We start from the raw sequence: 17,566 nt of genomic DNA on the forward strand, positions 1-17,566 counted from the left end.
ATTAGATTTTCTCTAATACTGTGGTGATAATTTCAACTGGACTGCCCTCCGTGAGGATAGATATAGTTGAACCGACTATAAATAAACAGAGGCGACAAATGACATCACTCAGCAAACGAATTTTTACAGCCCTTTCGCTGGGAATCGTATCTATCGCTGCCCAAGCAGCCTATCCTGAAAACCCTGTCCGGCTGGTGGTGCCGTATGCCGCCGGCGGCCCGACCGATACATTTGCACGGGCGCTGGCTGATGTCTGGGGGAAAAAACTGGGTACAACGATGATCGTTGAAAATAAGGCAGGCGCGGGCACTATTGTCGGTACGGAGTTTGTCTCCAAGGCGGCACCCGATGGCTACACCGTGTTGATGTCCACGGTTGCTCATGCGGTCAATCCGACGCTCAACAGCAAGCTTTCCTATTCGGACAATGATTTTGCTCCTGTCGGACTGGCGGCGCGTGCGCCGCTGGCGCTCGTCGTAAACAATGATCTGCCGGTTAAAAACCTGGCCGAGTTTCTTGAATACATGAAACAGAATTCGGAAAAGACCGATTACAGTTCCGCCGGTATCGCCAGTGCGCCTCACCTGGGCGGTGCATTGCTGAACCATGTTGGAAAATTCAATGCCAGGCATATCCCTTATAAGGGCAGTGCACCCGCGATGGCAGACTTGATTGGCGGCCATGTTCAGTTCATGATCGATAGCGCGCCAACGGCGCTGGCGCAAGTGCGGGCAAAAACAGTCCGTCTGATCGCCACGACCATGAGTGAGCGACTACCCCAGACACCGGACATCCCGGCCATTGCCGAAGCATTGCCAGGCTACGAAGCGTATACATGGAACGCAATGCAGGTGCCTGCCAAAACAGATAAGGACGTGATTGAAGCGTTGCGTTCCAGTCTGCAAGCGGCACTGAACGATGAGGGCTTAATGCAAAAGGCCGATCAGATGGGCTTGTTGCTTGAAAGCAAGCCCGATCCACAAGCCCTGAAAGATTTCATCACTGCTGAACAGAAAAAATGGAGCGACGTCGTCAAAGCTTCTGACATGGCAACCAATTGAGCCGGAAACGGCAATGTAAATACTGGAAAAAATATGATCTCGCATTCACTGTGTGCGCAAAAATACTTCGAAGATTTTGAAATCGGTGAAAGGTTCAATATACCTTCAAGAACGATGACCGATGCGTTGTTTGCGGCCTTTCAACTGGCCAGCGGCGATAATCATCCTGTGCACTATGACGTGGAATACTGTCGGGCTCATGGCATGCCGCATATGCTGGCACATGGGTTTCAGGTGCTCATTCAGACAGCGGCCGGTGCCGGTCTGTTTCCACACTGCGTGGAAGAGTCCCTGAAGGCCTTTATCGAACAAAGCAGTAAATTTCTTAATCCGGTTTTTGTAGGCGATACGCTCTATTCTTCTTTGGTGGTTTCTGACCTGATTGCCGGGCGCACAACTGGTGTGCTGGTGATGCAATCGACCATTATCAATCAGAATGAAGTTGTTGTACTGGAAGGCACACAAAAATATCTGCTTCGTAAAAGACAAGTGTAATCGACCCGCATACATTCGCGCCTGGCGCAGTGCTTCGGGCAGCGTATAGATAAAGCATAAGCAATCACGATATTGGAAAAACAGATGCGTCCGCTCCAAGGAATACGAATATTAGACCTCAGCAAAGTTCTTGCCGGCCCGTTATGCGGACAGTATCTTGGTGATCTTGGTGCTGATGTCATTAAAGTAGAGCCGCCCGGTTCTGGCGATGAGACGCGTGGCTGGTTACCCCAAAAGGACGGGGAATCGGCTTCATTTATGGCGGTCAACCACAACAAGCGGGGGCTGGCGCTGGATTTGAAGTCACAGGAAGGCAAACAAATCGTTCGTGAACTGGTGGCGCGCGCCGACGTGGTCATACAGGGGTTCGGCGCCGGTACAGCGCAGCGACTTGGCGTTGACTATCAGAGCTTGTGCGACATCAAGCCCAACCTTATTTATTGTGAAATATCAGGATACGGGCGCGATGGCCCTTGGGGCGACGAGCCTGGATACGATGTCATGCTGCAGGCTTTCAGTGGCATGATCAGCACTATTGGTCAGCAAGACGGCCCCCAGGCCCGTGTCAGCTTCTCTCCGGTGGACTTGGGAACGGGGTTGCACGCCGTCTCCGGTATTCTGGCATCCGTTCTGCACAAAAAAAATACGGGAAAGGGAGGTTATATAGAAGTCTCCTTGCTGGATACCGCCATGGGGTTTATGGGGTATATGTCTCATAACTATTGGTTTTCAGGTGTTGCACCGTCCAGAATGGGCACGGCGCATCCGTCACTGTGCCCTTATCAGGCGTTTCGCACCAAAGATGGGGAGCTGATGCTCGGTGTTGGCAACGATCGGCTTTGGCAGCGCTTTTGCCAGGAGGCCGGGCTGGCGCACTATGCAGACGATCCGGATTTCAGTACCAATGCGCAGCGTGTGAATCACTTTGACCAAACCTGCGCGCTGGTCCAGGAACTTCTGGACCAGGATACCACTCAATCCTGGCTATCACGGCTGCGTCGCGCTGGTGTTCCTGTCGCGCCGTTGCATACGCTTGATCAAGCGCTGTCGCACGAACAGGTCAAGGCACGGAATATTGTGGTTCAAAGCAAGCATCCGACATTGGGAGACTTGCAACATATCGCTTATCCGGTCACCTTCAATAAGGAACCCCGCGGCGTGAGCCGAACGCCGCCGTTGCTGGGACAGCATACCTCGGAAATCCTGAGCGAGATCGGTTATACGACAGATGCAATAGCGAGGCTGGCCGAAAAAGGCGTTGTCGGCTGTGCTTGAGCTGTTAAGGCTGGGCGTCACCTGTGCGCGGCCTTGAAAAAGGTTTGTACATTGCCTACCGGAGTTGCCTGCCTTCACCGCACCTCCCTAACGCAACGCGGCGCGCTCTTTGAGCGCCGGCCCGGACTGTCCAAAATGATCCCTGATCGCATTAGTAAAATTGCTGCGGTGATGAAACTTGCGCTCCAGAATGCCGATGCGACGATAAATTCGGGTTGGTGACAGGTCTACGAACAGCAGTTTTTCATCCTGTTCCCAATTGAGGTTGGCCAGTTTCGGGACAATGGAAACGCCATATCCCTGGCGTACCAGTTCGATAATGGCTTCGATGGAATTCATTTCCATTTGAATGTCCACGCTGACGGCCAGCTTTTTGAGCGTTTGCCGGATCAGAATGCCGGTCCAGGTCATCTGGTCGAAATGAATGAACGGCGCATGGTTCAGAATGTCTATTGAAGGATTGCTGGCCTGGTCCGCCAAAGTAAAAAACGGCTTGCGAGGAATAATCAGAATCATGGGTTCTGCGTAAAGCGGCGTCCAGATCAGTTCCTTGTATGCATATTCCGGCGGTTCGGTGGCAATGGCAGCATCCAGCTGTCCGCTGGTGATCTTGTGGGCGAAATCGCCGGATTGACCCGCGAACACTTTGACATCCAGCTCCGGATTGTTCTTGCGGATGGACCACAGCGCATCCGAAAAAGACCCCATCAGGCTGGAGATCAGCGCGCCGATATGCACCGTGCCGGTAAGCTGGCCATGCCGGCCATCCCCGCTTTTGATGATTTCTTCATATTTGACCAGCAGTTCCTGAACGTCCTTCAACAGTGCTTCGCCATAGTGGTTCAGTACAAGCTGATGCCCGTTCTTATGGAACAGCGGCGCCTCCAGCGTGTTTTCCATCATTTTGATCTGCTGGCCGACGGCGGCAGAGGTCAGGCCGATTTTCCTGCCGGCGCCGGTATAGGAGCCGCATTCAGCGACCGCGACAAACACGTTGAAGGTTCTTAAGGTAATCATAAATTTAAAATTTAATTTTAAATAATTAAAAAATTATTGGTTTTACTTTAATTTAAATTTAAATAATAATCAACAAATAATAAAAACTGCATGCCGTGGACATGACAGTAAACACAAAAATACGGCTTTATTCTGCCAACCCTGGCTTCGAGCAAGAAGTCAGCTAACAAGGAAGAGACAAAAATGAAGACCATACTGAATCGTGCAGTAGGCGGCTTTTTCAGCAGTGTTGCCTGTGTCGCTATCGCCTGTACCCTGTCCGCGCCGGCATTTGCCAGCGAGTGGCCACAACAGCCGGTACGCCTGGTCGTGCCATTTGCAGCGGGCGGCGCCACCGATATTATTTCTCGCGTACTGGCCCAGGAGCTGGGCAATGCATGGAAGCAGACCGTCGTGGTAGAGAACAAGGTAGGCGCCGGCGGTGCGGTGGGCGCCTCGCAAGTGGCGCGCGCCAAGCCCGATGGCTACACCATGCTGATGATCTCGGGCAGCATGTTCACCGTCAACCCCTATCTGTACAAAAAGCTGCCCTACAGTGTCGCGGATTTTCAGCCGGTCAGCATCGTTACCACCGGGCCGTTGCTTCTGGGGGTCAACAAGAACGTACCGGCCAGCAACCTGAAGACGTTTCTGGACTACGCCAAAAAGAATGGGACCGCAACCAACTTTGGTTCGGCAGGGGTGGGGAGCCAGGGCCATATGGCGTCCGAAGCCATCATGAACGCCACGGACGCGACCATGACTCATATTCCCTATGGAGGCGAATCTGCCGCGTTGACCGATCTGGTGGCCGGGCAGATCCAGGTCATTACCGCCAACCTGTCTGCGACGCTGCCATTCGTGCGCTCGGGCGACATCAAGGCCCTGGCGGTCACCGGTAATAGGCGCTCCAAGAGCCTGCCGGATGTGCCAAGCGTGCAGGAGCAACTGGGCAGCGACTTTGATGTGGTGGGGTGGTTCGGCATTGTCGTGCCCAAAGATACGCCGGAAAAGGTTGTGGCACAGATTGAAGAGGGCATCAAAAAGGCGATTGCGTCCAGTCGCATGACGCAAAAATTTTCCGAGCTGGGCCTGGAGCAGGCGGCAACCGGCGCGGCGTACATGAATGACAGGGTCAAAGACGAGTCAGTCTTCTGGAAGAAAATTATTGCAGAGCAGAAAATCGAATCGAAGTAATGATGTAGAACATCCAATATTTATTTGTATCTGAGTGGGACGTTATGGAAAAGATGCTGGCGGTAAAAATCTGGCGGGGCGAGGAAGATGGCGAGTTTGTCACTTACCAGGTTCCTTCCCGGGAGAACCAGACTGTACTGGACGTGGTGACAGAAATTCAGCGACAGGTAGACCCTACGCTGGCATACCGCTTCTCCTGTCGGGTAGGCGTTTGCGGCAGCTGTGCAATGACCGTCAATGGCAAGCCAAGGTGGACGTGCAGAAGCCATGTGAAAAATGTCGTGAAAAATAACACGATCGTGCTGGAACCGCTGCGCAATATGCCGCGTATCAAGGACCTGGTTGTCGATATGACGGAGTTCTTTGATAAATGGAAAAAGGCCGGTGGCGAGTTTATCGGCACCCGGACACGCCATGAGCGACCTGCGCTGGTAGATCCTGCCAGCAAGGCCAGAAAACAGGCGGATGCCGCCATCGAGTGCATCAACTGTGCGGTCTGTTATGCCGCCTGTGATGTGGTTGAGTGGGATAAAGACTATCTGGGGCCGGCAGCACTGAATCGTGCCTGGAGCCTGGTCAATGACGAGCGCCATGCGGACGCCAAAGGGGTGCTTGAAAAATCAATGGCCGCTGGCGGATGCAATTCCTGTCATACCCAGGGCAGTTGCATGAAGCATTGCCCCGTTGGTTTGAGCCCCACAGGCAGTATTGCCGGCCTGAAAAAGCGCTCGCTGTTCGAGTTTCTTGGCGGGAAATAGCCATGGAAATGAAACTTTTTCTATTGCAGCGGCTAACAGCCATGATCATGGTGCCGTTTATTTTTGTGCATATCGGCGTGATCATCTATGCAGTTCGTGGCGGCCTGAGTGCCGAGGAAATTCTGGGGCGCACCCAGGGCAATGGGTGGTGGATTGCCTTCTATACCTTGTTTGTCATTAGTGCGTCAATTCATGCGCCAATTGGGATTCGCAAGGTGCTCAGGGAGTGGGCCGGCTTGTCGTATTCCGTGCTTAATCTGCTGGCAGTAGCGCTGGGCCTGTTGTTTCTGGTGCTTGGCTTGCGTGCTGTGGTCGCGGTAGGAGGACTGGCATGGTAAGGAGCGTTCATAAACATAAAGCCTATTTTGCCTTCTTGGGACACAGGATTTCCGGTCTGCTGTTGGGCATCTTTCTTCCCATTCATTTTTATGTACTGGGCCTGGCGCTGGAGCAGACCGATCAATTTGACCGGTTCCTGAAATTTTCCGAATTGCCCGGCGTTAAGGTTGCCGAATGGGGACTGGTGCTGTTGCTGGCCATTCATCTGAGTTTCGGACTGCGGATTTTGGTGATTGAGTTTGTACAGTGGCCAACGCCAGGGTCCATACGGTTGAACTGGATCAGTTGGGGGTTGGTGTTCAGCGTCATCATCGGCGCAGTGTTTCTTGCAGGGGTATTCGGGTCATGAATGTAGAAAATTTGAAAACGGATATTCTTATCCTTGGTAGTGGTGGCGCGGGCCTGTTTGCCGCCCTGCACGCAAAGCAGGCCAACCCGAATCTGGATGTCACGATCGCGGTCAAGGGCCTAATCGGCAAAAGCGGCTGTACACGGATGGTGCAGGGCGGCTATAACGTTGCCCTGGCCGAAGGCGACTCGGTAGAGCGACACTTTATGGACACCATCGAAGGCGGCAAATGGCTGCCTCGCCAGGATCTGGCCTGGCGCCTGGTAACCGGCGCGGTGGAGCGGGTCCAGGAGCTGGAAAATGAAATCGGCTGCTTTTTTGATCGCAACCCCGATGGTACGCTGCATCAGAAAGCCTTTGCCGGACAGACGTTTGACCGGACGGTGCATAAGTCAGACCTGACTGGCATTGAAATTATCAATCGCCTGATGGAAAAGGTCAGGGCGCTGGATGTCAATCGTCTTGAAGAGCATCGGGCGATCGAGCTGATCCCCGCTGCTGACGGCTCCGGTATTTCAGGCGTATTGTTCATCGATATGCGCAGCGGCGGATACCGCTTTGTGCAGGCCAAGGCTGTGCTGCTGAGCACGGGCGCCGGGCCAACCATGTATCTGTATCACACGCCGTCAGGCGAGAAAACCTGTGACGGCCTGGCCATGGCGCTGCGCTATGGCCTGAAACTGCGCGACATGGAGATGGTGCAGTTTCATCCGACTGGCCTGCTGGGCGGGCCCGATACGCGCATGACCGGTACTGTACTTGAGGAAGGCCTGCGCGGCGCCGGCGGTTACTTGATCAATGGCGCAGGGGAACGCTTCATGAGCAACTATCACGAACGGGGCGAACGCGCCACGCGTGATGTGGTCAGTCGCGGGATTTATGCAGAAATGCGCGCCGGGCGAACCAGCCCCATGGGTGGCGTGTACATCCAGATGTCGCATCTGGGCGTGGAACACGTACGCAAGTCATTCCCGGGCATGGTGCAGCGTTGTGGCGATTGTGGTTTCGATCTTGCCGGCGGACAGGTTGAGGTGGTGCCTACCGCGCACTATCTGATGGGCGGTGTGGAGTTTGAAGTGGACTGCTCAACTGCCTCTCCGGGCCTGTTTGCTGCCGGGGAAGATTGCGGTGGGGTACATGGCGCCAACCGTCTGGGCGGCAACGGCGTCGCCAATTCAACCGTGTTCGGCGGCATTGCCGGCGACTCGATGGCCGAATACGTGCGCAAGGAGGGAAGCTGGCGGCAGCCCGATCAGTCTGTGATTGAAGCGGGCATTGCCCGTGCCGAATTTCCCTTTTCCAGAAAAGCCGACATGACGCTGCCGCTGCGCGATGCCTTGTCAAAAACCATGTGGAACGACGTGGGTATTTTGCGAACCAAAGAAGGCATAGAACAGGGCATAGCCAGTATTGCCCGGCATCATGACGCATTGCGTTCGATTGGCGTGGCCGACGGGCAGCGCAGGTTCAATCTGAGCTGGCATGACTGGCTTAACCTGGAGAGCCTGACGACAATTTCAAAAGTGATTGCAACGGCGGCGCTGGCCAGAAGCGATAGCCGAGGCGCGCATTTCAGGGAAGATTATCCGGAAACCGGCAATCTGGACACCACTGCCTATACCAGTGTCAGCGGCAGTGAAGACAACATTGAACTGCAGATGGTTCCGGTCAAGTTCGATATCGTCTCTCCAGGCAATACATTGATTGGCCAAGAGGCAGAAAAATGTGCGTGAACGCAAACGGAAATCAGGAGACAGGTAATGGCAATTGACATAAATACGATCGAGCAGGCAGCGCTGGAAATAATGAAGCGCGCGGCCATCGATATTCCCGAAGATTACAGCCAGGGAATCAAGGCGATGCAGCAAACGGAGACGGGCAAGTTGCCGCGCTTCGTGCTGCACGCCATGGTGGACAACTGGGACGCGGCCACCAAGGACCGTCGCCCCATGTGCGCCGATACCGGAGTACCGCGCTACTACGTGAAAATGGGCAATAACGCCAGTGTGCAATCGGGTTTCATCGGTATCGAGCGGGCATTGCGCAAGGCAACCGCAGATGCCACGGTACAGATCCCCTTGCGGCCCAACAGGGTGCACCCGTTGTGGCGCACCGAACACAACAACAATGTCGGGATCAATGCACCGGAGATCGAATGGTCATTCGAGCCGGATGCAGACTGGGTGGATATCACCACAGTGCATAAAGGCGGGTTGTTCGGCACCGACTACCGGATGCTGTTTCCGGGCGACGGGATTGACGGCATCAAGCGCTTTGTCCTGGACGGCCTGATTGCATTTGGCAAACGCGGTCTGGCCTGCCAGCCGGCGATTGTTGGCATCGGCATTGGCGGCTCCAAGGATACCTGTATGCAACTGGGCAAACAGGCGGCGTGCCTGCGAACCGTGGGCAACCGTAATCCCGATCCGAAAATTGCAGAGCTGGAAATGGAGCTGAAAAAACTCGGCAACTCAATCGGCATGGGTGCGATGGGCTTTGTGGGATCATCCATGGTGGTCGATTGTCATATCGAGGTGGGCTACACCCATACTGGCGGCATGCCGGTCAGTATTCACACCTTCTGCCTGTCGTCGCGTCGGGCAACAGCCAGGATTCATGCAGACGGGCGTGTTGAATATCGTACCAATCCGGAATGGTTCACGCCTTATATGAGAAGGGAGACAGTCGAATGGAACCGATAAGCAACCAGGATACAGAGAACAATAAAGATGAAGATCTGAAGGTTTTCAGAATCAATCTTCCGGCCACACCCGAGGACATCGCCAGCCTGGAAATCGGCTCGGTGGTCTACATGAGCGGCGTGGTCTACACCGCCAGGGAGGGTGTCTATCAGAAAGTCATGGGTAATGGCGAGGCACTGCCCGTAGACTTGAAAACGCTTTCCAACGTTAATTTCCACTGTTCGCCGGCTGCGGCCGTCACGCCAGATGGCCAATACAACGTGGGTGCTGTCACGGCAACGGCCAGTTTCCGGTTCTCCAAGTGGATGGCCAACTGGCTTGAACTGACAGGAACGAAAATTGTGATCGGCAAGGGCGGCATGCCGCACGACGATTATGCCAATATCATGGTCCCCCATGGCGCTGTCTATCTGACCACCGTGGGATACGGCACCGGCGCGCTTCTGGGCCGTGGCATCAAGCGGGTTCGCGATGTGTTCTGGCTGGATGAATTGGGTATCGCCCAGGCCATGTGGCTGTTTGAAGTGGAGGATTTTGGCCCTTTCATCGTGGAGAGCGATATCAAAGGCAATTCGCTGTTTCATCAGCACGGCGAGCAGATCAACGCCCGCATTGATGCGCTCTACGCCGGCTTGAAGCCGCCTGCGCTGCACCGGTTTGGCGAGACCAATGATCGTAAAGACGAAGTAATGTAGGAGAAGGAACGATGAGTATTATTGATTTTCGGCTACGGCCGCCGGCAGGACAGTTTTTGTCTACGCTCATGTATGCACAGGGCGAACGCCGGGACGGCTTTACCCGAACGGTTGGCTTTGAGCCGTCGCCGGCGGCGCAGCAGCAGTCCATGCAGATGACCCTTGAGGAAATGGATGAGGCCGGGGTGGATCATGGCGTTGTTGTAGGCAGGCTTGCCGGCATGCTGGGCAGCATTTCCAACGATGATGTCCTGGCTCTGATGCAAGCGCATGGCAACCGGTTTATCGGCGCGGCCTCTATTGATCCGACCAACAGGATTGAAGCATGCCGCAGCATTGACCAATCCATGGCTGCAGGTTTTCGCCTGATCAATATCGAACCTGGCGCCTATCCGATACCCATGTACGCTGATGATCGACGCCTGTATCCCATTTATGCCCATTGTGAAGATCGCCAGATTCCCATCATTCTGATGGTGGGTGGCACGGCGGGTCCCGACCTGAGTTACTCCGATCCGATTCCGACAGACCGTATGCTGGCCGACTTTCCCAATCTGAAAGTCGTGCTCGCTCACGGCGGCTGGCCGTGGGTGACGCAGATACTGCATATTGCCTTTCGGCGCACCAATGTATATCTGTCGCCCGATATGTATTTCTCCCGCATGGCGGGTTGGGAAGAATATGTGAAGGCTGCAGACGGGTTCCTGGCAGACCGGATGCTATACGCCAGTTCTTTCCCGTTCTGCCCGATCAAAGGGTATAAGGAATGGTTCGAAACCCTGCCGATACGGCAAGAGAATCGCAGGAAAATCATGGGAGAAAATGCGAGCAGGCTGCTGGGCGTGAACAGACGAGGATGATTGCCGCCCTAAACGCGTTGCGCAAACATCCGCTTATCATAGGAAAAATCATAGATATCCAAGACCTTGACGTTGGAGATGGCTGGGTGCAACGGGTTTAAAACAATATTATGTTCCAGGGGAAGCACTACCGAGGGGACAATAAGTCCTAATTGACTTGCCGATTTCAGCCACTTTGTTCCAAACGACATACTGGCTCTGTCGGCAGGTAAAGAAGCCCATCCGACAGGTAATGCTTGTGGTTCGACCTTCAGATATAAGCTCGCGTCGTCCGGCAGTTCAAAGCAGGTGATTTTCAACGGAAATGTTGGACGGGCGCTGGCATGCACGAACGTTTCAAGCGCACAGATGGCCGGTGACAGGCCCATGTAAACGGCGGGCACATCCATATCGTTCCATCGACCGCCTTCGATCGCCGCGCCGCGGCCGGACAAATCGGTTGCCCGTTTTTCTTTTGTGACACGCCAAGCCTGCATTAAACCACTCCACCCCATTCGAGGGCGTTCAGGACGCGGCGAACCTGTTTCGCCCCTATTTCTGTTTCGCACTGCATCACTGGACTGTTGCCGCCCAAAGCGTCGTTAGGTGCAGCCAGCCAGCGAGTTGCTTTTTGTTTGTCTTCAAAAACGTCCTCGGCCAGGATCGCGATCGAAGCTAATCGGTCCAGTCGTTCTGAGGCGACTGAGTCCAGAGGTTTTTCATCCTTTTTACGGCGCTCATATGTAGACAGTGATAGATTGAGCAAGCGCCCGATGCTTGTGGATGACATGCCGAAGGTCGATTTAGCTGCGGTAGCCCAAGATACACTCAAACCGGCCGTGATGGACTGGATGCGTTGCCCTTCGCTCATCCGGGCATGAACATGTGCCAGACGCCAGAAGGATGGTGGGGCAGGGATTTGTTGGTTTTCCCTTAGCGTACGATGAGTTTTCATGATAGATTATTCAATTGAATATATTAATAGTGTCAAATGAATTATATACCTGCGGATGATTTTTGTCAGTTCCCCTGGAATTCATATACATCAAGTAAGCCCCATCCACACTATCTGACATTATTCTGAATAGTATACTTTTCAACTTTATTCTTGTTGCACCAGCACAATTGTCATAGTGGGAGTATCATAATCACATAAAATCACATATGCATTTTTCCGGGATTAACACGCCCGAATAGTCGTTGCCGAATTACCATGGTTTTCAACGTTAATTGCACCCAAACATATCCCGCAGCAAGGAACTGTCATGATTAATAAATTAACGAGCATTGTCATCGCGCTCGTCGGACTCGCGATGCTATACATGGGCGGCAAGCTATGGTTGGTAGGCGGTTCGCCGTTCTACGCCATCCTGGCAATCGGCCTGCTGATTACCGCGGTTCTTTTGTTCATGAAACGCGTTATCGCTTTGTCTGTCTATGCCGTCATCATGTGGATCGTGATGGGGTGGATTGTTTACGAAGTCGGCTTTGATAAATGGCAATGGATTCCCCGTGGCGATATTATCGGCCTGATTGGGCTCTGGCTCGCACTGCCGTGGGTGGTGCGTCCGCTGTTCCGGAAACAGAATCCAGGCGCGGTTCGCTCTTTCCATCCGTTCCTGGGTGGTACCGTCCTCTTCTCTATTGCACTTGTGATCGGCATGATGTTTTACGATCCGTATCCGCAGCACGGTACTTTGGCGACTGATCGCAATGCCGCTGATGTTGATGTCGCGCAGAATGACTGGACAGCCTATGGCGGCACGAATAACGGCCTGCGGTTTTCTGCGCTCAAGCAGATTACCAAGGATAATGTTGGCGATCTGGAAGTGGCCTGGACCTATCGGACCGGCGACCTGCGTCAGGGCGAAGACGCCAGTGAGTATACCTTTGAGGCTACGCCGTTGAAGGTAAACAACACGGTATATTTATGCACTGCGCATAATGAAGTGCATGCGCTGAACCCGGAAACGGGCGAGGTGAAATGGAAATATGCGCCTGAGAAAAATCGCTCCTATTTGCAGCAGCATCAGACATGCCGGGGCGTGAGTTATTATGCAGGCAATGATGTTGCGACGGCTGGCGGCACGCAGCCAGCTGAACCGGCTACCGCCGGCGCGCCAGCTCAGAGTCCGGCTGCATGCAGCAAGCGCATTCTGAGCGCCACGGCCGATGCCAAACTGGTTGCGCTGGATGCCGATACCGGCAAGCTCTGCGCAGACTTTGGCCAGAATGGCGTAGTGGACCTTCATGCCAATTTGGGCGAAGTCCGCCCTCATGCATATATGCAGACCGCTGCGCCTCTGGTGGCGGGCAATCTGGTGATTGTAGGTGGCTCGGTCATGGATAATGGCTATGACAAGGGTAATCCTTCCGGTGTGATCCGCGCATATGATGTCGCGAGCGGCAAACTGGTCTGGAACTTTGATCCGGCCAATCCTGACAACACCCAGCCCATTGCGCAAGGGCAGGTTTATCCTCAGGACACGCCTGTGGCCTGGACGACGCTGAGCGCTGATACCAAGAATGGCATCGTGTATGTGCCTTTCGGCAACGCCTCTCCGGACTTGCTGAGCGATCAGCGTGACCCCAACAGCAATACCGAGAAGTTTCGTGATGCGCTGGTCGCCCTGGACCTGAAAACCGGTGCGTTCAAATGGCGCTTCCAGTCTTCGGCCAACGATTTATGGGATCGTGATAATCCGTCCCAGCCTTCACTGTTGGATATTGATTACCAGGGACAAAAGCAGCCTGTGATCGTGCTGCCCACCAAAGTCGGAAATCTGTTTGTGTTGAACCGTTTATCCGGCCAGGCCGTGTATCCGATCAAACAGGTTGATGTCTCGACGCAGGGCGTGACAGGCGAGACCTACGCGCCAACGCAGCCGGTTTCGGCATTGAACTTTATACCCGAGCCGCTGACCGAAAAATCCATGTGGGGTATGACGCCATTTGATCAGATGGCATGCCGTATCGAGTTCAACACATTGCGATATGATAGCAACCCCTGGACGCCGGCAACCGAAACCGGTTCGTTGGTTTTTCCGGGCAATATTGGAGCTTTCAACTGGGGATCGATCTCCATTGACCCCGAGCGGCAAATCCTGATCGGTGCACCGGTTCGTCTGGCCTATAAATACAACCTCATCAAGCGCACGCCCGAAACGGCAGACAAACGTCTGTTCACCCAGGAGGATACACCCTACTGGAACGAGAATTTTGACGGCACGTATGCAACCCAGATCCGGCAGTTTGCCTCAGCTCTGGGCGTGCCATGTATCGCGCCGCCATGGGGCCGCATGGTCGGGGTTGACCTGACCACCGGTAAAACGGCCTGGATGCGTCGCATCGGCAATACTAAAAACCTGAAGACCAGCTTTCTGCCCATGCGCTTTCCCGTTGGCTTCCCAATGGGCATGGTGGCGCACGGCGGTCCGCTCACAACCGCTGGCGACGTTGTTTTCCATGGCGCGACGGCAGACAATTTCTTTCGTGCGTATGACATCAATACAGGCGAGCTGCTTTGGGAAACAGAACTGCCGGCCGGCGCCCAGGCCACGCCGTCCACCTATATGGGATCGGATAATAATCAGTACGTAATTATCGCAGCCGGCGGGCATGGTTCGCTGGGCACCCAGCAGGGCGATTCGGTGGTCGCGTTCCGATTGAAAAAATAGTATTTCAGGCGCGATTGCTGACCATCGACTTCAACACGCCATCGCGCCTGATCAACCCGTGGAACAACCCTGCTGCCAGGTGTAGTAATACCGTTGCGAACAGTAAATAGGCCAGATAGCGGTGGGCTGCGCGCAACACGGCAAATACGTCTGCGTTTTCTGGAGCAATGGCCGGGACAGTCCAGGTGCCGATGAGGGTGATTGGCGTGCCGCTGGCCGAGACCATTGCCCAACCGATGAGCGGCATGGCAAACATGAGCAGGTAAAGCAGCCAATGCGAGGCAAGCGCGGCTCGTTGCTGCCACGCGGGAATATCAGCCGGCAATAGTGGGGTGCCCTTGATCAGGCGCACAATAAGCCGTAAGCACACGAGCAACAGAAGCACGGCGCCCAACGGCTTATGAATGGCTAACAACCAGGTGTGCCGCTCGGAAACCGAGGCGACCATACCCACCCCGATAAACAGCATCGCCAGGATCCCAGCGGCCATCAACCAATGCAGCACTCTGGCGGGCAGACTGAAACTCGCTTCCTGTGTTTTATCAATAGAATGATTCATTGTTAGTGCTCCGATGTAGCGGCAGAAGAGGATGGAGAGGGGCGGTTCAGGCCCTCACGGGTCCGCCGGTCGACCGAGGTGGCATAAACGGCGGATCGCGCAGGCAGCAGGGGGTCGTCCGAGATGGCCATCCCTTGTGGCAGGACGGTGGGATCGAAGTTGATGTCGCGGCAAGGTCCGTAATCCTGGGCCTGGCTTTTTTCAATCAGGATCGTGCCTGCATCCACCTGCCGGCGTGAATCGGGCCACGGTTTGGTGGCATCGTTGCTCGGATCGCCGGGATCGGCAACCGTTACAATCAGTCGCCAGCGCAATGGTCCCTCTGACAATCTCTGCATCAGATCCTTATCCAGATAGTTCTGATCATGTTCCGGCGCAGCATCGACTGCGACGGGCTCGCCCAGCGGCACTATGCGCCAGCGCACGTTCTGCCGGGCGCCTTCACGATTGATAAACACAAACGCATTGAGACTGTAGTATGCTTCAGTGGCAAAACTGGCCGATGGGCGCGCTGTCTTGACCCACTCGCGGAAATTGGCCGTTTCAGGATGGGAGGCAAAAAAGGCCTTGATTCTGGCCGGGTCCGGTTTGCCGGTTTTTGGATCGGGTGCACCCGCGATCTGTTGTTCATAAAAGCTTTGCGGTGTCGCAACCGGGAAAACCGGCATGCTATTCATGCCGGTGCGCCACTGCTGGCCATCTGGCATGGTGAAACGCAATGCGAAGCTGCGGATAGGCACACTGGAGTCGGGCGCATAGGGGTTGGGTCCAGGCAGAGCCAAACGTCCAACCAACGGGGTGGTCGAGCCTGGCAAGAAGATCGGCGCGCTCGATAGCGCTTGCGCTGCGCCACTGCTCTCAAAGTGACCCGTCACGCAAATCCCTTTGGCGTGATTGCGACGAAAACCGGGATGGTTTTTGCCGCCGGGTTCGAAGGTGTTGGCAATCCGATCGGCAGTCAGGCGTTGCGGGCCAAGCCAGCCGGCTGTATAGCCAAACGCGGTGCCAAGGCCCAGTATGGCAACGCCGATCACGGCAAATCGTATTAGTTTTTGCCCGGCGGTCATTCCAGGCGGGTGGGTATCTTTGTTTTCCAGCATCGTACTTCCCTGGCCTTGCGGCCTGTTGCTCATGTGGATATAGACGGCTGCATATTTTTTTTATTCCATAATGGAATAATATCGAATCACAAGCGTCATACAGAAGCCTTGCATTGTTTGCAATCACCCGGGCAGAATATGAACAAGCACCGAATTTTCAACCAAGAGGACAGGCAATATGATCCCCGCGCAGAGGATTTACCGCTGATGCCGGACACCGAATCCAGATGTGATGCCGCGGATGACATGTCCGATGCGTCGCTGCGCGAGATGTTGCCTCGGCTGTACCGCTTTGCGTTGTGGCTGAGCAAAGACCCGAGCACCGCAGACGACCTGGTGCAGGCAAGCATAGAGCGTGCCCTCAAATTCCAGCATACGCGCAGACCAGACGGGGATTTGCGCGCCTGGCTGTTTTCCATTTTGTATCGACAGTTCATTGATACCAAACGTCACGCCAAACGCTACGCACGGGTTTTGGAATGGTTTCGCAAAGCCGATGATGCGCCGTCCACCGAGCGCCATGTGCAGGCCCGAGCTTCGCTGCAGGCATTTGAGCAGTTGCCGGAAACGCAGCGGACCTTGTTATGGCTGGTCAGCGTCGATGGACTCAGTTATAAAGCTGTCGCTGATATGTTTGATGTGCCGCTGGGAACCATCATGTCGCGCCTGTCCAGGGCGCGCGGGGCGTTGCGCGATGCCGGTGACGGCGAATCCAGAGTTCATCTGAGGATAATGAAATGAATGAAGATCTACACATTGACGACGTAATGCGGCACGCCTACGTAGATGGGCGATTGAACGCAGAACAGCAAAAAACGATGAACCAATATCTTGCCGCCCACCCGCAAGAGGCGCGTGAACTGGACGCCTGGCGCAAGGACGCAGCGCAATTGCGGGCGGCATGGCAATCGGTCGACCCGCCGATCAATCCTGCACTGGACCCGGCAGCCATCCGTATGCGCTTGAAAGAACGCACAAACATGCGCTGGAAACTGGCGGCCAGCATCTTCGTTGCCCTTTGTATCGGGGGCCTGTCGGGATGGCAGCTGCGTCCCGTGCCGACTGCGCAATTGGGCCTGGCAGCTCGCCCGTTGCCCATGCAGGATGCCATTGCTGCATATCGTGTCTTTGCAGGTAATCCGGCGTTGCGCGCCGACGCGCTGGCTACAGAGACGGATTTGCAGCAATGGGTGGCTGCCAATTTTTCAAATGCGCAACGCCTGCCTGACCTGACCACCAAGGGCTTTCATCCTGTTTCCGCTCGTATGTTGGTGACAGAGGAGGGTCCTGCCGCTGTCGTGATATATAAGAATGACGCCGGACAGCTGACCGGGTTTTATATCCGGCCGCCTGGTCCCGGCAACAAGTTGCTTCCAGAGGGACAAAGGCAAGAAGGGCCGCTGCTCACCCGATACTGGTCGGACAATGGCTACAATTACGCGCTTGTCGGCAGCAATTTCACTGTCATTAACGGTGCTGGCTGATTAGGCGTTTCGGGGTCTGAAAAAGCGCGCGTTCAAATAT

At 54.7% G+C, this 17,566-nt stretch carries 19 protein-coding genes; 14 read left to right on the top strand and 5 right to left on the bottom strand.

Annotated elements, in window-relative coordinates; translation table 11 throughout:
* Window positions 1–98 precede the first annotated feature (98 nt).
* From EV681_RS02710 to EV681_RS02720, 3 genes are all read left to right on the top strand, one after another.
* Window positions 99–1,061 carry a tripartite tricarboxylate transporter substrate binding protein gene (locus EV681_RS02710; RefSeq protein ID WP_130303250.1) on the top strand — a complete coding sequence of 321 codons (963 nt, stop codon included), beginning with the start codon at window positions 99–101 and terminating at the stop codon, window positions 1,059–1,061.
* Window positions 1,062–1,094: 33 nt separating this feature from the next.
* Complete coding sequence (locus EV681_RS02715) at window positions 1,095–1,556, top strand: MaoC family dehydratase (RefSeq protein ID WP_130303251.1); 462 nt, start codon at window positions 1,095–1,097, stop codon at window positions 1,554–1,556.
* Window positions 1,557–1,640: 84 nt separating this feature from the next.
* Window positions 1,641–2,831, top strand: coding sequence for a CaiB/BaiF CoA transferase family protein (locus EV681_RS02720; RefSeq protein ID WP_130303252.1), 1,191 nt, complete (start codon window positions 1,641–1,643; stop codon window positions 2,829–2,831).
* Between the two features lie 87 nt (window positions 2,832–2,918).
* Here EV681_RS02720 and EV681_RS02725 read toward each other — a convergent pair whose 3' ends face one another.
* On the bottom strand, window positions 2,919–3,848 hold the full coding sequence (locus tag EV681_RS02725; protein ID WP_128393817.1) for a LysR family transcriptional regulator: 930 nt from the start codon (window positions 3,846–3,848) through the stop codon (window positions 2,919–2,921).
* A gap of 183 nt (window positions 3,849–4,031) precedes the next feature.
* On the opposite strand from EV681_RS02725, the gene EV681_RS02730 reads away from it, so the two are divergent.
* Genes EV681_RS02730 through EV681_RS02765 form a run of 8 tightly spaced genes read left to right on the top strand, consistent with a single transcriptional unit; the run spans window position 4,032 to window position 10,727 of the window.
* Complete coding sequence (locus EV681_RS02730) at window positions 4,032–5,024, top strand: Bug family tripartite tricarboxylate transporter substrate binding protein (protein WP_128393818.1); 993 nt, start codon at window positions 4,032–4,034, stop codon at window positions 5,022–5,024.
* 44 nt (window positions 5,025–5,068) lie between these two features.
* Entirely contained in the window at window positions 5,069–5,782 is a 714-nt protein-coding gene (locus EV681_RS02735) for a succinate dehydrogenase/fumarate reductase iron-sulfur subunit (protein WP_128393819.1), read from the top strand.
* Between the two features lie 2 nt (window positions 5,783–5,784).
* Window positions 5,785–6,120 (top strand): succinate dehydrogenase, encoded by a 336-nt coding sequence (locus EV681_RS02740; protein WP_128393820.1) that lies wholly within the window; start codon window positions 5,785–5,787, stop codon window positions 6,118–6,120.
* Window positions 6,114–6,470, top strand: coding sequence for a succinate dehydrogenase/fumarate reductase transmembrane subunit (locus EV681_RS02745; protein ID WP_128393821.1), 357 nt, complete (start codon window positions 6,114–6,116; stop codon window positions 6,468–6,470). Before EV681_RS02740 ends, EV681_RS02745 begins: the two co-directional genes overlap by 7 nt.
* Entirely contained in the window at window positions 6,467–8,203 is a 1,737-nt protein-coding gene (locus EV681_RS02750) for an L-aspartate oxidase (protein ID WP_128393822.1), read from the top strand. The genes EV681_RS02745 and EV681_RS02750 overlap by 4 nt, the downstream gene beginning before the upstream one ends.
* 27 nt (window positions 8,204–8,230) lie before the next feature.
* On the top strand, window positions 8,231–9,172 hold the full coding sequence (locus EV681_RS02755; RefSeq protein WP_128393823.1) for a fumarate hydratase: 942 nt from the start codon (window positions 8,231–8,233) through the stop codon (window positions 9,170–9,172).
* Window positions 9,160–9,867, top strand: a complete 708-nt coding sequence (locus EV681_RS02760) for a fumarate hydratase C-terminal domain-containing protein (protein WP_128393824.1) — start codon at window positions 9,160–9,162, stop codon at window positions 9,865–9,867. Before EV681_RS02755 ends, EV681_RS02760 begins: the two co-directional genes overlap by 13 nt.
* Before the next feature lie 11 nt (window positions 9,868–9,878).
* Window positions 9,879–10,727 (top strand): amidohydrolase family protein, encoded by an 849-nt coding sequence (locus EV681_RS02765; protein WP_130303253.1) that lies wholly within the window; start codon window positions 9,879–9,881, stop codon window positions 10,725–10,727.
* Between the two features lie 8 nt (window positions 10,728–10,735).
* Here the strand turns inward: EV681_RS02765 and EV681_RS02770 are convergent, their stop codons facing one another.
* Complete coding sequence (locus tag EV681_RS02770) at window positions 10,736–11,203, bottom strand: RES family NAD+ phosphorylase (RefSeq protein WP_130303254.1); 468 nt, start codon at window positions 11,201–11,203, stop codon at window positions 10,736–10,738.
* Window positions 11,203–11,661, bottom strand: coding sequence for a type II RES/Xre toxin-antitoxin system antitoxin (parS, locus tag EV681_RS02775; RefSeq protein ID WP_130303255.1), 459 nt, complete (start codon window positions 11,659–11,661; stop codon window positions 11,203–11,205). Before parS ends, EV681_RS02770 begins: the two co-directional genes overlap by 1 nt.
* Window positions 11,662–11,971: 310 nt before the next feature.
* On the opposite strand from parS, the gene EV681_RS02780 reads away from it, so the two are divergent.
* On the top strand, window positions 11,972–14,383 hold the full coding sequence (locus EV681_RS02780) for a membrane-bound PQQ-dependent dehydrogenase, glucose/quinate/shikimate family (protein ID WP_130303256.1): 2,412 nt from the start codon (window positions 11,972–11,974) through the stop codon (window positions 14,381–14,383).
* 4 nt (window positions 14,384–14,387) lie between these two features.
* Here EV681_RS02780 and EV681_RS02785 read toward each other — a convergent pair whose 3' ends face one another.
* Window positions 14,388–14,942, bottom strand: coding sequence for a cytochrome b (locus EV681_RS02785; RefSeq protein ID WP_130303257.1), 555 nt, complete (start codon window positions 14,940–14,942; stop codon window positions 14,388–14,390).
* A gap of 2 nt (window positions 14,943–14,944) precedes the next feature.
* Window positions 14,945–16,042, bottom strand: coding sequence for a catalase family peroxidase (locus EV681_RS02790; protein WP_130303258.1), 1,098 nt, complete (start codon window positions 16,040–16,042; stop codon window positions 14,945–14,947).
* Window positions 16,043–16,288: 246 nt separating this feature from the next.
* Here EV681_RS02790 and EV681_RS02795 point away from each other — a divergent pair, with 246 nt between their 5' ends.
* Window positions 16,289–16,783 (top strand): sigma-70 family RNA polymerase sigma factor, encoded by a 495-nt coding sequence (locus EV681_RS02795; protein WP_130304001.1) that lies wholly within the window; start codon window positions 16,289–16,291, stop codon window positions 16,781–16,783.
* Window positions 16,780–17,526 (top strand): anti-sigma factor family protein, encoded by a 747-nt coding sequence (locus tag EV681_RS02800; protein ID WP_128393830.1) that lies wholly within the window; start codon window positions 16,780–16,782, stop codon window positions 17,524–17,526. The genes EV681_RS02795 and EV681_RS02800 overlap by 4 nt, the downstream gene beginning before the upstream one ends.
* The last annotated feature ends 40 nt before the right edge of the window (window positions 17,527–17,566 follow it).

Source organism: Advenella incenata, from assembly GCF_004217095.1.
GTDB lineage: Bacteria > Pseudomonadota > Gammaproteobacteria > Burkholderiales > Burkholderiaceae_B > Advenella > Advenella incenata.

Coding starts and splice junctions, on each gene's coding strand:
- EV681_RS02790 (WP_130303258.1), bottom strand. CDS start 16,042: ATGCTGGAAAACAAAGATACCCACCCGCCTGGAATGACCGCCGGGCAA.
- EV681_RS02735 (WP_128393819.1), top strand. CDS start 5,069: ATGGAAAAGATGCTGGCGGTAAAAATCTGGCGGGGCGAGGAAGATGGC.
- EV681_RS02765 (WP_130303253.1), top strand. CDS start 9,879: ATGAGTATTATTGATTTTCGGCTACGGCCGCCGGCAGGACAGTTTTTG.
- EV681_RS02755 (WP_128393823.1), top strand. CDS start 8,231: ATGGCAATTGACATAAATACGATCGAGCAGGCAGCGCTGGAAATAATG.
- EV681_RS02795 (WP_130304001.1), top strand. CDS start 16,289: ATGTCCGATGCGTCGCTGCGCGAGATGTTGCCTCGGCTGTACCGCTTT.
- EV681_RS02785 (WP_130303257.1), bottom strand. CDS start 14,942: ATGAATCATTCTATTGATAAAACACAGGAAGCGAGTTTCAGTCTGCCC.
- EV681_RS02750 (WP_128393822.1), top strand. CDS start 6,467: ATGAATGTAGAAAATTTGAAAACGGATATTCTTATCCTTGGTAGTGGT.
- EV681_RS02760 (WP_128393824.1), top strand. CDS start 9,160: ATGGAACCGATAAGCAACCAGGATACAGAGAACAATAAAGATGAAGAT.
- EV681_RS02725 (WP_128393817.1), bottom strand. CDS start 3,848: ATGATTACCTTAAGAACCTTCAACGTGTTTGTCGCGGTCGCTGAATGC.
- EV681_RS02745 (WP_128393821.1), top strand. CDS start 6,114: ATGGTAAGGAGCGTTCATAAACATAAAGCCTATTTTGCCTTCTTGGGA.
- EV681_RS02770 (WP_130303254.1), bottom strand. CDS start 11,203: ATGCAGGCTTGGCGTGTCACAAAAGAAAAACGGGCAACCGATTTGTCC.
- EV681_RS02730 (WP_128393818.1), top strand. CDS start 4,032: ATGAAGACCATACTGAATCGTGCAGTAGGCGGCTTTTTCAGCAGTGTT.
- EV681_RS02710 (WP_130303250.1), top strand. CDS start 99: ATGACATCACTCAGCAAACGAATTTTTACAGCCCTTTCGCTGGGAATC.
- EV681_RS02715 (WP_130303251.1), top strand. CDS start 1,095: ATGATCTCGCATTCACTGTGTGCGCAAAAATACTTCGAAGATTTTGAA.
- EV681_RS02720 (WP_130303252.1), top strand. CDS start 1,641: ATGCGTCCGCTCCAAGGAATACGAATATTAGACCTCAGCAAAGTTCTT.
- EV681_RS02740 (WP_128393820.1), top strand. CDS start 5,785: ATGGAAATGAAACTTTTTCTATTGCAGCGGCTAACAGCCATGATCATG.
- parS (WP_130303255.1), bottom strand. CDS start 11,661: ATGAAAACTCATCGTACGCTAAGGGAAAACCAACAAATCCCTGCCCCA.
- EV681_RS02780 (WP_130303256.1), top strand. CDS start 11,972: ATGATTAATAAATTAACGAGCATTGTCATCGCGCTCGTCGGACTCGCG.
- EV681_RS02800 (WP_128393830.1), top strand. CDS start 16,780: ATGAATGAAGATCTACACATTGACGACGTAATGCGGCACGCCTACGTA.